Origin of the sequence: Kitasatospora sp. NBC_01266, from assembly GCF_036242395.1 — a bacterium.
Lineage (GTDB): Bacteria > Actinomycetota > Actinomycetes > Streptomycetales > Streptomycetaceae > Kitasatospora.
This window is the reverse complement of sequence record NZ_CP108458.1, coordinates 1,918,192-1,931,529: the sequence shown is the minus strand read 5'-3', so window position 1 is coordinate 1,931,529 and position 13,338 is coordinate 1,918,192. Positions and strand designations below refer to the sequence as shown.

Annotated in this window: 13 protein-coding genes and 1 tRNA gene; 10 read left to right on the top strand and 4 right to left on the bottom strand. The window is 72.4% G+C overall.

The features are described from left to right. Positions 1 to 25: 25 nt before the first annotated feature. On the bottom strand, positions 26 to 1,225 hold the full coding sequence (locus OG403_RS07880) for an alanine racemase (RefSeq protein WP_329562600.1): 1,200 nt from the start codon (positions 1,223 to 1,225) through the stop codon (positions 26 to 28). A gap of 125 nt (positions 1,226 to 1,350) precedes the next feature. On the opposite strand from OG403_RS07880, the gene OG403_RS07875 reads away from it, so the two are divergent. Beyond that, positions 1,351 to 2,091, top strand: a complete 741-nt coding sequence (locus tag OG403_RS07875; protein ID WP_329562599.1) for an SseB family protein — start codon at positions 1,351 to 1,353, stop codon at positions 2,089 to 2,091. An 80-nt stretch (positions 2,092 to 2,171) separates the two neighbouring features. Here the strand turns inward: OG403_RS07875 and OG403_RS07870 are convergent, their stop codons facing one another. Next, entirely contained in the window at positions 2,172 to 2,540 is a 369-nt protein-coding gene (locus OG403_RS07870; RefSeq protein WP_329562598.1) for a DUF1844 domain-containing protein, read from the bottom strand. Between the two features lie 437 nt (positions 2,541 to 2,977). Here OG403_RS07870 and infC point away from each other — a divergent pair, with 437 nt between their 5' ends. The 9 genes from infC (at position 2,978) to OG403_RS07825 (ending at position 11,571) form a co-directional block, all read left to right on the top strand. Further along, positions 2,978 to 3,745 carry a translation initiation factor IF-3 gene (gene infC / locus OG403_RS07865; RefSeq protein WP_329572171.1) on the top strand — a complete coding sequence of 256 codons (768 nt, stop codon included), beginning with the start codon at positions 2,978 to 2,980 and terminating at the stop codon, positions 3,743 to 3,745. Positions 3,746 to 3,884: 139 nt separating this feature from the next. After that, positions 3,885 to 4,079, top strand: a complete 195-nt coding sequence (gene rpmI, locus OG403_RS07860; RefSeq protein WP_329562597.1) for a 50S ribosomal protein L35 — start codon at positions 3,885 to 3,887, stop codon at positions 4,077 to 4,079. A 106-nt stretch (positions 4,080 to 4,185) separates the two neighbouring features. Beyond that, complete coding sequence (gene rplT / locus OG403_RS07855) at positions 4,186 to 4,581, top strand: 50S ribosomal protein L20 (protein WP_329562595.1); 396 nt, start codon at positions 4,186 to 4,188, stop codon at positions 4,579 to 4,581. A 122-nt stretch (positions 4,582 to 4,703) separates the two neighbouring features. Beyond that, the gene (locus OG403_RS07850) at positions 4,704 to 5,576 is read left to right on the top strand and encodes a TrmH family RNA methyltransferase (protein ID WP_329562593.1); all 873 of its coding nucleotides are present in this window, start codon (positions 4,704 to 4,706) and stop codon (positions 5,574 to 5,576) included. Between the two features lie 88 nt (positions 5,577 to 5,664). Then, entirely contained in the window at positions 5,665 to 6,798 is a 1,134-nt protein-coding gene (locus OG403_RS07845; RefSeq protein ID WP_329562591.1) for a sensor histidine kinase, read from the top strand. Positions 6,799 to 6,950: 152 nt separating this feature from the next. Beyond that, complete coding sequence (gene pheS / locus OG403_RS07840) at positions 6,951 to 8,072, top strand: phenylalanine--tRNA ligase subunit alpha (protein WP_329562590.1); 1,122 nt, start codon at positions 6,951 to 6,953, stop codon at positions 8,070 to 8,072. Then, on the top strand, positions 8,072 to 10,591 hold the full coding sequence (gene pheT, locus OG403_RS07835; RefSeq protein ID WP_329562589.1) for a phenylalanine--tRNA ligase subunit beta: 2,520 nt from the start codon (positions 8,072 to 8,074) through the stop codon (positions 10,589 to 10,591). The genes pheS and pheT overlap by 1 nt, the downstream gene beginning before the upstream one ends. A 128-nt stretch (positions 10,592 to 10,719) precedes the next feature. Beyond that, a complete protein-coding gene (locus OG403_RS07830) occupies positions 10,720 to 11,451 on the top strand; it encodes a DUF7873 family protein (RefSeq protein WP_329562588.1) in 732 nt (243 codons plus the stop codon). A 23-nt stretch (positions 11,452 to 11,474) separates the two neighbouring features. Next, positions 11,475 to 11,571 (top strand) — tRNA-OTHER (locus OG403_RS07825). 278 nt (positions 11,572 to 11,849) lie between these two features. On the opposite strand, the gene OG403_RS07820 is transcribed toward OG403_RS07825, so the two are convergent. Together OG403_RS07820 and OG403_RS07815 are read right to left on the bottom strand one after the other, a co-directional pair. Continuing rightward, complete coding sequence (locus OG403_RS07820; protein WP_329562586.1) at positions 11,850 to 12,542, bottom strand: MBL fold metallo-hydrolase; 693 nt, start codon at positions 12,540 to 12,542, stop codon at positions 11,850 to 11,852. A gap of 60 nt (positions 12,543 to 12,602) precedes the next feature. Beyond that, positions 12,603 to 13,310 (bottom strand): maleylpyruvate isomerase family mycothiol-dependent enzyme, encoded by a 708-nt coding sequence (locus OG403_RS07815; RefSeq protein WP_329562585.1) that lies wholly within the window; start codon positions 13,308 to 13,310, stop codon positions 12,603 to 12,605. Positions 13,311 to 13,338: the final 28 nt, after the last annotated feature.

The following is a 13,338-nucleotide window of genomic DNA, read 5'->3' as shown; positions in this document are numbered from 1 at the left end:
CAACGGGCCTTCAGTCAACGGGCCCTCAGAGGAAGGTCCGCCCCTCACCCCGGTAGGTCGGCGCCGTCGCCACCACCGCGTCGCCCGCCACCAGGTGCAGCTGCTCGAAGCGCTCGCACAGTTCACCGGCCTTGGCGTGCCGGAACCAGACCTTGTCCCCGATCAGCAGGTCGTCGGCCGCCGACCCGAGCAGCGGCGTCTGCACCTCGCCGGCCCCCTCCTGCGATTCGTAGCGCAGCCCGGCGGGCAGGTACGGCACGGGGGAGCGGTCGGCCCCCGCCGGCCCCGAGGCCGGGTAGCCGCCGCCCAGCACCGTCACCACGCCCACCCCGGGCCGGCGCACCACGGGCTGCGCGAAGAGTGCCGCCGGACGTCCCTGGAACGAGCGGTAGTTGTCGAAGAGCCGCGGCAGATAGAGCCCCGAACCCGCCGCCACCTCGGTCACCGCGGCCTCGGCCACCGTGGTCTGCACGCTGCCGGTGCCGCCGCCGTTGACGAACTCCAGGTCCGCCACCCGCCGGACCGCCCGCACCACCGCGGCCCGCCGCTCGGCCAGCTCGGTGCGGGCCTTGGCCTGCATCAGCCGGATCAGCCCCGAGCGGAGCGGCCGCCCGGGGACTGTGTCGCCCACCCCGGCGATGTGTCCCTCGTAGGCCATCAGCCCGACCACCTGGAACCCGGGCCTGGTGTGCACCAGTTCGGCGAAGGCGGCCAGCTCCTCGGGCGTGCGCAGCGGCGAGCGGCGGGTGCCCACCCGCAGCCGCCCGCCGAGCAGTTCCAGCGCGGTGTCCAGCTCCAGGCAGACCCGCACCCGCTCGTCACCCGCCCTGGCCTGCTCGATCAGCCGCAGCTGCGCCGGGTCGTCGAGCAGCACGGTGATGTTGCCGGCCAGCTTCGGGTCGGCGGTCAGCTCGGCGAACGCCGCCCGGTCGGCCGAGGGGTAGGCGAGCAGCACGTCCTCGAACCCGGCCCGGGTCAGCCAGATGGACTCGGCCAGCGTGTAGCTCATCACCCCGGTGAAGCCGTCCATCGCCAGCACCCGCTCCAGCAGCGCCCGGCAGCGCACCGACTTGCTGGCCACCCGGATCGGTTTGCCGGCGGCCCGGCGGACCAGATCGGCGGCATTGGCGTCGAAGGCGTCCAGGTCGACGATGGCCAGCGGCGCGTCCAACTCGGCGGTGGCGCGGTCATAGCGGGCCCGGTCGGTGGCGGCGGAGGTCGTCATTGCCGCAGCCTGACACAGGGCCCGTACCGCTGGGTAGGGTCAGGACCGACAGACGTCAGGTGCTGCCCTCGCGCCCGCTGTCACGGTGCGCGGGACCGCCGAGCGCCAGCGGCTAGGCTCACCGGGTGGACCGCAAGAACATCCCGAACCCCGGATTCGCCGCCGACGACGGCAGCGCCGATCCCGCCCTGGCCGCAGCGCTCGCCGACTGGGCGCGCGACCCGGCGGCCGAGGCCGCCCTGCTCGCCGCGCTGCGCCCGGCGCGGCTGATGGTCCCGATCGTCGCCCTGCTGGGCGAGGTGGAGACCGATGCCCAGGGGCTCAAGCACGAGAAGACCAGCGACATGGCGGTGCCGGTGATCGAGGCCGCCGACGGGCGCCGCGCGCTGCCCGCCTTCACCTCGCTGGCCTCGCTGGCCGCCTGGCAGGCCGACGCCCGCCCGGCGCCGGCCAGCGCCCCGCAGGCCGTCATGACCGCCTACGCGGAGCGCGCCGACACCCTCCTGATCGACCCGGCCGGCCCGGTGACCTACCAGCTGACGGGTGCCCGGATGCGCGCGGTGGCGGAGAACCGGACCTGGCTGCCGCCGGTCGAGGACCCCGAGGTGCTGGGCGCGCTGCGTGCCCTGCTGGCCGCCGAGCCGCAGGTGCTGCGGGCCGAGCTGCGCCCGGGGCAGGCGACCGATGCGGTGCTCGCCCTCGGGCTGGCCGACGGCGCCCAGGTGGCGGAGCTGGCCCAGCGGCTGGCCGGCGCCCTGGCCGCCGACGCCACCCTGCGGGTCCGGCTGGCCCGCGGCCTGGACCTCGCACTGCTGCCCGCCGACCAGCGGTCGACGGGCAGCGACTTCTACGGCAGGGAGCTGTAGGGCGGCAGGCGGCTCGGGAGCGGCGGGCGGCTCAGGCCCAGCAGTGGCTCAGGAGTAGACGGCGGCTCAGGAGCAGCGGCTCAGGAGTAGACGGGCCCGGTGAACTTCTCGCCCGGCCCGGTCCCCGGGGCGTCCGGCACCAGCGAGGCCTCGCGGAAGGCCAGCTGGAGCGAGCGCAGCCCGTCGCGCAGCGGGGCGGCGTGGAAGTTGCTGATCTCGGGCGCCCCGGCGGTCACCAGACCGGCCAGCGCGGTGATCAGCTTGCGGGCCTCGTCCAGGTCCTTGTCCTTCTCGCCGCCCTCGGCCAGGCCGCACTTCACGGCCGCCGCGCTCATCAGGTGCACCGCGACGGTGGTGATCACCTCGACGGCCGGAACCTCGGCGATGTCGCGGGTCAGCTCGTCGTGACCCGCGGGGGCCTCGTCAACGTGGTCGGGCTGGCTGCTCAAGGAAGGCTCATTCCCTAGGGGTGGATCCGTTTACCCCTGGGAGGGTACCGGCAGACACCATCGCGGCCCGTAGTGTAAAGTGGCTGAATGACCGGCCAGGCGCTTCACCGTGCCCGGCCAGCAAGTGGAGGCTCCACCCAGGAGGCCCGAGAGGGCAACCGCGACAGTCTCCCACCTGATCGACTTGGCGGTCGACAGGTCCCGGTCCGCGACACCAGCCGTCAGGCCGTGAGTCGCCCGCAGCGCCCGTCACCGGGCGCAGCCCCCGGTTGTGTGGAGCCCCGCTTGCGATGAGCGGGGCTTTTTTCGTGCCGCGGTGCCAGGCGAGACGCCGGCGGCAGCGCAGCACGAATGAAGCCCCGCCCAGTGGTCGAAGTCCCGACGTGCGACCGCCTCCCTGACGGCCGTATCGAAGAAGGTGCAACCGAGGAGGCCCCATCAGCACCGAGCCCCGCATCAACGACCGGATTCGCGTCCCCGAGGTGCGACTCGTCGGTCCCAGCGGCGAGCAGGTCGGCATTGTGCCGCTTGCCAAGGCGCTGGAGCTTGCGCAGGAGTACGACCTCGACCTGGTCGAGGTCGCGGCGACCGCCCGGCCGCCGGTGTGCAAGCTCATGGACTACGGCAAGTTCAAGTACGAGTCGGCCATGAAGGCCCGTGAAGCGCGCAAGAACCAGGCGCACACGGTCATCAAGGAGATGAAGCTCCGGCCGAAGATCGACCCGCACGACTATGACACCAAGAAGGGTCACGTCGTTCGGTTCCTCAAGCAGGGCGACAAGGTCAAGATCACGATCATGTTCCGTGGTCGCGAGCAGTCCCGTCCCGAGCTGGGCTTCCGGCTGCTGCAGCGGCTCGCCAACGACGTCCAGGACCTGGGCTTCGTCGAGTCCTCGGCCAAGCAGGACGGCCGTAACATGATCATGGTTCTCGGCCCGCACAAGAAGAAGACCGAGGCGATGGCCGAGGCCCGTGCGGCGCAGGACGCCCGCAAGGCCGAGCGCCAGGGCCGCAACGTCGGCCCGGCCGACGCTGACGACGACGCCGACCACGACGCCGCACTTGAGGCCGAGAACGCCGCCCTCGAGGCCGAGGCGGACGACGCCACGGACGAGGACGCCGACGACGCCGCCCAGGACGAGGCGGAGGCCGGCGACACCGCCGCCGACGCCGAGCAGCCGGCCGAGATCGCTCAGGACGCCTGAGCCCCAGGGCTCCGGTCGGTCCGAGCGATCCGGCCACCGCGGTCCCGGGACTCCCGTCCCGATGACCGAGAAAACCCAGCGCCCGGGCCCGTGTGGCAACACGCGGGCCTGGGGCGGACCGACGAGGAGATACGGCGACATGCCGAAGCAGAAGACGCACAGTGGCGCCAGCAAGCGCTTCAAGATCACGGGCTCGGGCAAGGTGCTGCGCGAGCGCGCCGGCAAGCGCCACCTCCTGGAGCACAAGCCCTCCACGCTGACCCGCCGTCTGAGCGGCACCGCCGAGCTGGCCCCCGCTGACGCCAAGAAGATCAAGAAGCTTCTCGGCAAGTGATCGCCCGCCGCGACCCGCGGGTCGCGGAGCCCGGCTGATCCTTCCCGACCTATTCGAATGACGGACCACGTGAAGTAGTCCGTGGTCCAACCCAAGGAGTAATCAAGTGGCACGCGTCAAGCGGGCAGTGAACGCCCACAAGAAGCGCCGGGTCATCCTCGAGCGGGCCAGCGGTTACCGCGGCCAGCGGTCGCGCCTGTACCGCAAGGCCAAGGAGCAGGTCACCCACTCGCTCGTTTACAACTACAACGACCGCAAGAAGCGCAAGGGCGACTTCCGTCAGCTCTGGATCCAGCGCATCAACGCTGCGGCCCGCGCCAACGGCATGACCTACAACCGCTTCGTGCAGGGCCTCAAGGCCGCCAGCATCGAGATCGACCGCAAGATGCTGGCCGAGCTGGCCGTCAACGACGCCAACGCGTTCGCCGCGCTGGTCGAGGCCGCCCAGAAGGCGCTGCCGACCGACGTCAACGCGCCGAAGGCCGCCGCTGACGCCGCCTGATCCACCGCAGCATCCGGACCCGCAGGCTCCTCGTGAGCCTGCGGGTCTGGCTCTTTTAGCCGCCTGCACAGCTAGTCGCCTTCGCTTCTAGCCACCTCCGCATCACCTCCGCGAGAGAGAACATGGCCAGCACCGACATCCCCCAGCTCAGCTCGCTCCGCTCGCCGCGGGTGATCGCCGCCCGCAAGCTGGCCCGGCGGGCCCAGCGCGGCAAGGACCGCCGCTTCCTGGCCGAGGGTCCGCAGGCGGTCCGCGAGGCGGTGGCCTTCGGGCTGCTGCCCGGGGGAGAGCACGCGGTGGTGGAGATCTACCTGACCGCGGAGGCCGCCGAGCGGCATGCCGAGATCGTCGCCGACGCGCGGGCCGCGGGCCTGCCGGTGCTGACCGCCACCGACGAGGTGATCGCCGACATCTGCGACACCGTCACCCCGCAGGGCATCGTGGCGCTCTGCCGGTTCCTGGACACCCCCTTCGCCGAGGTGCTGCGGGCCCGCCCCAAGCTGGTCGCGGTGCTGGCCAACGTCCGCGACCCCGGCAACGCCGGCACCGTGCTGCGCACCGCCGACGCGGCCGGCGCGGACGCGGTGGTGCTCACCGACGCCTCGGTGGACCTCTACAACCCCAAGGCGGTGCGGGCCTCGGTGGGCAGCCTGTTCCACCTGCCGGTGGCCGTCGGGGTGCCGATCGAGCAGGCGGTGGCCGAGCTGACGGCCGCCGGGGTGCGGGTGCTGGCGGCCGACGGCGCGGGGGAGCGCGACCTGGACCACGAGCTGGACCAGGGCACGCTGGGCGCCCCCACCGCGTGGATCTTCGGCAACGAGGCCTGGGGGCTGCCGGAGCAGACCCGCGCACTGGCCGACGAGGTGGTGCGCGTGCCCATTCACGGGCACGCCGAGAGCCTGAACCTCGCCACCGCCGCCGCTGTCTGCCTCTACGCGTCCGCGCGCGCACAGCGTTCGCCCGCAGGCTGTCGCGAGCCGGGTACGGAGCGCTAGGGTCTGCCTGGGCGGGGGCCATTTTTTACCTGGTTTCACAGGTGCCACCTGGTTCCAGGTGTGGGTCGGGCGGATCGGGAGGAGACCCATGGTGGGCAGCGAGGGGCGGCCGAACGCCGGGCCGGGCGCCGCGGCCGTGGCGCTCGACGACCTGCCGGACGGCCTGGTGATCGCCGACCGGGACGGCCTGGTGGTCGGGTTCAATCGGGCCGCCGCCCGGCTCACCGGGATCAGCGCCGCCGCCGCGCTCGGCCGCCCGCTGGCCGAGGCGCTGCCGCTGGAGGATCTGGACGGCCGGCGCTGGTGGCCGCTCACCGACCCCTACGGCGGCCTGGCGATCCGCACCCGCCAGCCCGAGCGCAACCTGCTGCTGCCCGGCGGCAGCCGCGAACTGCTGGTCTCCGCCTCCTACCTGCGCGAGCGCCCGCGCGGCCCGCTGCGCCAGGTGGTGGTGGCGCTGCGCGGCACCGAGGCCCGGCGCCGCACCGAGCGGTCGCACGCCGAGCTGATCGCCACCGTCGCGCACGAGCTGCGCTCGCCGCTGACCAGCGTCAAGGGCTTCACCGCCACCTTGCTGAACAAGTGGGAGCGGTTCACCGACGGTCAGAAGCGGGTGATGCTGGAGACGGTGAACGCCGACGCCGACCGGGTCACCAGGCTGATCGCCGAGCTGCTGGACATCTCCCGGATCGACGCCGGGCGCCTGGAGGTGCGCAAGCAGGTGGTCGACCTGGCCGCCGCGGTGCGCCGGCACGTGGAGGGCAAGGTGGCCGCGGGCATCCCCGCCGACCGCTTCGACATCCGGCTGGACACCGACCTGCCGCAGCAGTGGGCCGACCCCGACAAGGTCGACCAGGTGCTCGCCAACCTGCTGGAAAACGCGGTGCGCCACGGCGAGGGAACTGTCACCATCGAGGTGGCGTCGGCCAAGGAGATCGTCGAGCCGGCCAGTTGGGAACACCCGGGCACCCCGCCCAGGATCGTGGAAGGAACGGCGGTCACCGTGAGCGACGAGGGCAGCGGCATCCCCGAGGAGGCCATGCCGCGCGTCTTCACCCGCTTCTGGCGCGGCAGCAAGCGCGGCGGTACCGGCCTGGGCCTCTACATCGTCAAGGGCATCGTCGAGGCGCACGGCGGGACGATCCGGATCGACCGGGCACCCGGTGGCGGCGCCCGGTTCCGATTTATCCTGCCCGCCGGGGTGCCCGACTTCATGGTCTGACCTTCAGGGTCCGACAGTGACCGATCCACGGGCCCGGCGGGCTGTACGCGCCTTGATGACCAAGGCGACCCACCGGGCCGTGTGCGCGCTGCGACTACACTCGACCTGGTGTAACGCCACGGAGACGAGCAGGAGCACGGGAAAACATCGAGATGTCGGCACCCAATAAGTCCTACGACCCGGTTGAGGTTGAGGCGTTGAAGCCCGAAGAGGTCGAGCGTGCCAGGGACGAGGCGGTAGCCGCCTTCGCCGCCGCCACCAGCCTGGAGGAGCTCAAGCAGGCCAAGGTCGCGCACACCGGCGACCGTTCCGCGCTCTCGCTGGCCAACCGCGAGATCGGTGCGCTGCCGCCGCAGGCCAAGGCCTCGGCGGGCAAGCTGATCGGCCAGGCTCGCGGCGCGGTCAACCAGGCGCTGGCGAAGCGTCAGGCGGAGCTGGAGGCCGAGCGCGACGCCCGGGTGCTGGTCGAGGAGGCGGTGGACGTCACGCTGCCGTACGACCGCGCCCCGCGCGGCGCCCGGCACCCGCTGACCACGCTGGCCGAGCGGATCGAGGACACCTTCGTCGCGATGGGCTACTCGATCGCCTCGGGTCCCGAGGTCGAGGCGGAGTGGCTCAACTTCGACGCGCTCAACCTGGGCCCCGACCACCCGGCCCGCTCGATGCAGGACACCTTCTTCGTCGCGGCCGCCGACGGCTCGCCCGACTCGGGCCTGGTGATGCGCACCCAGACCTCGCCGGTGCAGATCCGCAGCATGCTGGAGAAGCAGCCGCCGCTGTACGCCGTCTCGGTCGGCCGGGTCTACCGCACCGACGAGCTGGACGCGACGCACACCCCGGTGTTCCGCCAGGTCGAGGGCATCGCGGTCGACGAGGGCATCACCTTCGGCGACCTCAAGGGCACCATCGAACTGCTGGTCAGCAGGCTGATCGGGGACGAGCTGGAGCTGCGCTGGCGGCCCTCGTACTTCCCGTTCACCGAGCCGAGCGCCGAGGTGGACCTGCAGTGCTTCGTCTGCCGGGGTGCCAGCGTGGGCAACCCGGACGCCCCCTGCCGGACCTGCTCCTCCGAGGGCTGGATCGAGCTGGGCGGCTGCGGCGTGGTCAACCCGCGCGTGCTGATCGCCTCCGGGGTCGACCCCGAGCGCTACAGCGGATTCGCCTTCGGCCTGGGCCTGGAGCGGATCCTGATGAATCGTCACAACGTCGCGGACATGCGCGACATGGTCGAGGGTGACGTGCGTTTCACTCTCCCGTTCGGGATGGAGATCTGATGCGCGTCCCGCTTTCCTGGCTGCGTGAGTACGTCGACCTGCCGGCCGGTGCGACCGGTCGCGAGGTGGCGGCGAAGCTGATCCAGGCCGGCCTGGAGGTCGAGACCGTCGAGCAGCTCGGCGGCGACCTCAAGGGCCCGCTGGTGGTCGGCGAGGTGCTGTCGATCGAGGAGCTGACCGGCTTCAAGAAGCCGATCCGGCACTGCTTCGTCAACGTCGGCGACGCCAACGGCACCGGCGAGCCGCAGGAGATCGTCTGCGGCGCCCGCAACTTCGCGGTGGGCGACAAGGTGGTCGTGGTGCTCCCGGGCGCCGTGCTGCCCGGCCCGTTCCCGATCGCCGCGCGGCAGACCTACGGCCACACCTCGGCCGGCATGATCTGCTCGGCCCGCGAGCTGGGCCTGGGCGACGACCACGACGGCATCATCGTGCTGCCGCCGGAGTACGTCCCAGGTACCGACGCGATCGAGCTGCTGGAGCTGGTCGACGAGGTGCTGGACATCGCGGTCACCCCCGACCGCGGCTACTGCCTGTCGATGCGCGGGGTGGCCCGCGAGGCCGCCGCCGCGTACGGCCTGCCGCTGGCCGACCCGGCGCTGCTCGACGTGCCGCCGGCCAACTCCTACGGCTACCTGGTCAAGGTCGCCGACCCGGCCGGCTGCGACCGCTTCGTGGCCCGCACCGTGGTCGGCATCGACCCGGGCGCCAAGTCGCCGATCTGGCTGCAGCGCCGGCTGCAGAAGATGCACGTCCGCCCGATCTCGCTGACCGTCGACATCACCAACTACGTGATGCTGGAGGTCGGCCAGCCGCTGCACGCCTACGACCGCAACCGGGTCGACGGCCCGATCCAGGTGCGCCGCGCCGAGGCCGGCGAGGTGCTCACCACGCTGGACGGCCAGAAGCGCGAGCTGTCCGCCGAGGACCTGCTGATCTGCGACAACAGCGGTCCGATCGGCCTGGCCGGCGTGATGGGCGGGGCCTCCACCGAGATCCTCGACCCGGTGCTGGACCAGGAGACCGGCGCCGTGGCCGGCACCACCGAGGTGATCATCGAGGCCGCGCACTTCGACCCGGTGGCCATCGCCCGCACCGCCAAGCGGCACAAGCTGCCCTCCGAGGCCGCCAAGCGCTTCGAGCGCGGGGTGGACCCGGAGGCCGCGCGGGCCGCCGCGCAGCGCGCCGTCGACCTGCTGGTGCTGATCGCCGGCGGCACCGCCGAGGCCGGGGTCACCGACATCGCGGCCCCGCACCCGGTGCGCACCATCGCCATCGCCGCCGACCTGCCGGACCGGATCGCGGGCCTGGATTACGGTCGCGAGACCGTCGCCCGCCGCCTGCAGGAGGTCGGCTGCACGGTGGTCGGCGCCGACCTGCTGGAGGTCACCCCGCCGACCTGGCGTCCCGACCTGACCGACCCCAACGACCTGGCGGAGGAGGTCATCCGGCTGGAGGGCTACGACAACGTCCCCTCCCGGCTGCCCGCCGTCCCGTCGGGCAAGGGCCTCACCCCCGTGCAGCGGATGCATCGCCGGGTGGGCGTGGCGCTGGCCGGGGCCGGCTACGTCGAGGTGCTCAACTACCCGTTCCTCGGCGACGCGGCCTTCGACAGCCTCGGCCTGGACGCGGACGACGTGCGCCGGCGCACCGTCAAGCTGGTCAACCCGCTGAACGACGAGGAGCCGGCGCTGCGCACCACGCTGCTGCCGGGTCTGCTCGCCGCGGTGCGACGCAACCTCGGGCGCGGCAACACCGACCTGGCGCTCTTCGAGACCGGCCTGGTCTTCCTGCCCGAGGCCGAGCAGCCGGTGGCCCCGCGCCCCGCGGTCGACCGCCGTCCCAGCGACGAGGAGATCGTCGCGCTCAACGCCGCGCTGCCGCACCAGCCGCGCCGGGTGGCCATCGCGCTGACCGGCGAGCGGCTGCCGTCCGGCTGGTGGGGCAAGGGCGCGCAGGCGAGCTGGGCGGACGCCGTCGAGGCGGCCCGCACGGTGGCCCGCGCGGCCGGCGTCGAACTGACCGTCCGCCAGGGCCAGTACGCGCCCTGGCACCCGGGCCGCTGCGCCGAGCTGCTGGTGGCCGGCACCGACCGCGTGGTCGGCCACGCCGGTGAGCTGCACCCGCGGGTGGTCAAGGCGCTGCACCTGCCCGAGCGCACCGCGGTGGCCGAGATCGACCTCGACCTGCTGAGCGCCGACGGCGAACGGCAGGCCCAGGGCCCGACGGTCTCCGGCTACCCGGTCGCCACCCAGGACGTGGCGCTGATCGTGGACGCCGACGTGCCGGCCGCCGAGGTGGAGGCCGCGCTGCGCGAGGGCGCCGGCGAACTGCTGGAGGCGATCCGGCTGTTCGACGTCTTCACCGGTGAGCAGGTGGGCGAGGGCAAGAAGTCACTGGCCTACGCGCTGCGGTTCCGGGCCACCGACCGCACGCTGACCGCCGACGAGGCCTCGGCCGCCCGCGAGTCGGCGGTCGCCGCCGCGCTCGCCAGCACCGGCGCGGTGCTGCGCGGGGCGTAGTCTCCGGTTGCCTTCGGGGCCCCGGTTCGGAGTGATCCGAGCCGGGGCCCCGGTCGTTCGTCCAGGAAGTTACCGGGGTACGAAAACCGGTTCGCCGTACGGATGTTCGCCCTGCTAGCGTCCGGGATGTGCCGAAGCTGAATCAGATCATCGCCGTCGAAAAGGGCGTCAAGTCCAAGTCGTTCCAGGAGCTGACCCAGGCTCATCAGGACGTCCAGAAGCCCGCGTTGCTGGCCGGGATCTCCCGTACCTACCAGCCCAAGGACGAGGAGGGCGAGCAGCTGCCGCCCGAGTCGACCCGGGTGCAGCTGAAGGCCGAGGACATCCTGCGGGCGACCGCGGCGACGCTGACCCGGCTCTTCGACGTGACGGCCACCAAGGACTGGGCCAACCGCACCGCCTGCGCGGACGTGGTGGTGGACGGGCAGCTGCTGCTCGCCCAGGTCCCGGTGCCCTACCTGCTCTTCCTGGAGAAGCAGCTCACCGACCTGTTCACCTTCGTGCGCAAGCTGCCGGTGCTGGACGCCGCCGAGTCCTGGAACCTGGACCCGTCGACCGACTCCTGGAAGACCGAGGCGGTGCGCACCATCCGCACCAAGAAGGTGCCCCGCAACCACGTGAAGGCGGAGGCCACCGAGAACCACCCGGCCCAGGTCGAGGTCTACTACGAGGACATCCCGGTCGGCTACTGGACCACGGTGAAGTTCTCCGGCGCGCTGCCGGCCCGGCGGGTCAACGAGCTGCAGGAGCGGGTCGAGAAGCTCCAGCAGGCCGTCAAGTTCGCCCGCGAGGAGGCCAACAACGCCGAGGTCACCGACCAGCGGGTGGGTGATGCGGTGTTCGGCTACCTGTTCGGGTAGCCTCATGATCGCCCCTCACCTGAGCGTGAGGGGTGCGCCGGGGAGCCGGCGCAAGCTGACACTGATGTTGAAGCTGATCCCAGGGATCCAGTGGGGGTTCGACTCCTCCCTCCCGCACCACGCGCGGGAGTAGCCCAAGCCGGTAGAGGCAGTCCCTGTCAATCTCAGACTCTCGCTCCAGTCTCAGTATTCGCCGCCGAACGCCGGATCGACCGGGTGCGGACGAATATCGATGAATGCGGGTTCAAATCCCGCCTGTGCCGCTCTTCATGGCTCGGTAGTTCAATGGTAGAACGCGTCGATTCAAGCTGATCCGCACTCTTCAACGTGCCGGTGTGCGCAATTGGGCGGCAAACAGGGGCCCGGGAGCAGGCTACGCTCCCGGGTCCTCTCGCCGTTCAGACAGCGGGCAGCAGCCGGCGCAGCCGCTCGGCGGCGCCTTCGGCGATCGGCTCGCCGTGGCCGAAGCAGGCGGTCCCGACGGGCAGTTCGGCCTGCCGGTGGAGGGACTCGGCGGCCTGGACCGGGTCGGCGTTGAAGACGCCCAACATGGTCCGGTCCCGCACGTTGCTGATGGTGTCGCCGGTGAAGAGCACCCGCGGTCCCGGCAGGTAGAGGGCGATGCTGCCCGGGGTGTGGCCCGGTACCGAGAGCACCTGGGCGCCGCCGCCGAAGTCGACCGTGTCGCCCTCGCCCAGCTCGACGTCCACCCGCAGCGGGGGGACCTGCGGCAGTGGCGGGATCGAGGCGCGCAGCTCGCGCTCCCAGTCCGCCGTGAACACCGGTGGGGGGAGCGGCGTTTCACCGCGGATGGCGGCGGCGTCGGCGCTGCCCGCCAGGATCCGCGCGCCGCCCCAGCCGGCCGCCTCGGCGGCGCCGCCGATGTGGTCCTCGTGGCCGTGGGTGAGCACGATCCGCTGGAGGTCGCCGGGACGGCGGCCCAGCGCACGCACCGCCTCGGCGATGGCGGGCGCCGAGCCGGCCGGCCCGGAGTCGATCAGGGTGAGCGAGTCCGCCTCGCTCCAGAGGTAGGCCTGGCCCACCTCGAATCGCAGCAGGTGAAGGTGCGGGAAGATCTCCACGAGGTCCATGCGGCCCAGGGTAGGTCCGGGCCGGTCATGAAATGCCCTTCGTTCACCGAGGGCTGACGGTCAGTCGAGTACCGGCCAGGCGATCAGCTCGGCGAGCAGCGGCTGGTCGCCGTCGAGCGGGCGGCGGCGGTGCAGGGTGAGCAGCAGGTCGGCGGCGGGCGCGGTGAAGGTGACCTGCGCGGCGTCCGGACCGGGCTCGCCCAGCTCCAGCTGCCAGCTCGGGCCCTCGGCGGCGGCCAGGGTGATCCGCGCCGGGGCGTGCGGCCAGGGGTCGGTGAACTCCAGCGACATGAACTCGGCGATGCCGTCGAGCGCGACGGCCGACGGCAGCTCCACCGGCAGCCCGGCGGCCAGCTGGGCGTCGACCGCGTGGACGGCCGCCTCCTGCACCTGGTGGCGCGCCACCGAGTACACCGTCTGCGGCACTTCGGAGTAGCCCCACCAGGTCCAGCACCCCTGCTCGGGGTCGGCCGCCCGCAGCGCCGCGAGCAGTTCCTCGGTGCCGGCGGCCGACCAGGCGAGCGCGTCGCCCTCGACCGCCGCCCCCTCGTCGTAGGAGATCGGCTTCTCGGCGGGTCCGGCGGCCACCGTCTGTGCCCAGAAGCGGTGCACGTGCCCGAGGTGGACCACCAGGTCCCGCAGCGACCAGGCCGGACAGCTGGGCACGGTGGCGGTGAGCTCGGGCGCGGCGGCTGCGGCGGCGCGCAGTGCGGCGGATCGGTCGGCGATGCGGGTGAGCAGTTCGGCGAACGGCGGCGTCGTGGTCATCCGCCGTTCCTATCACCGGGCACCGACA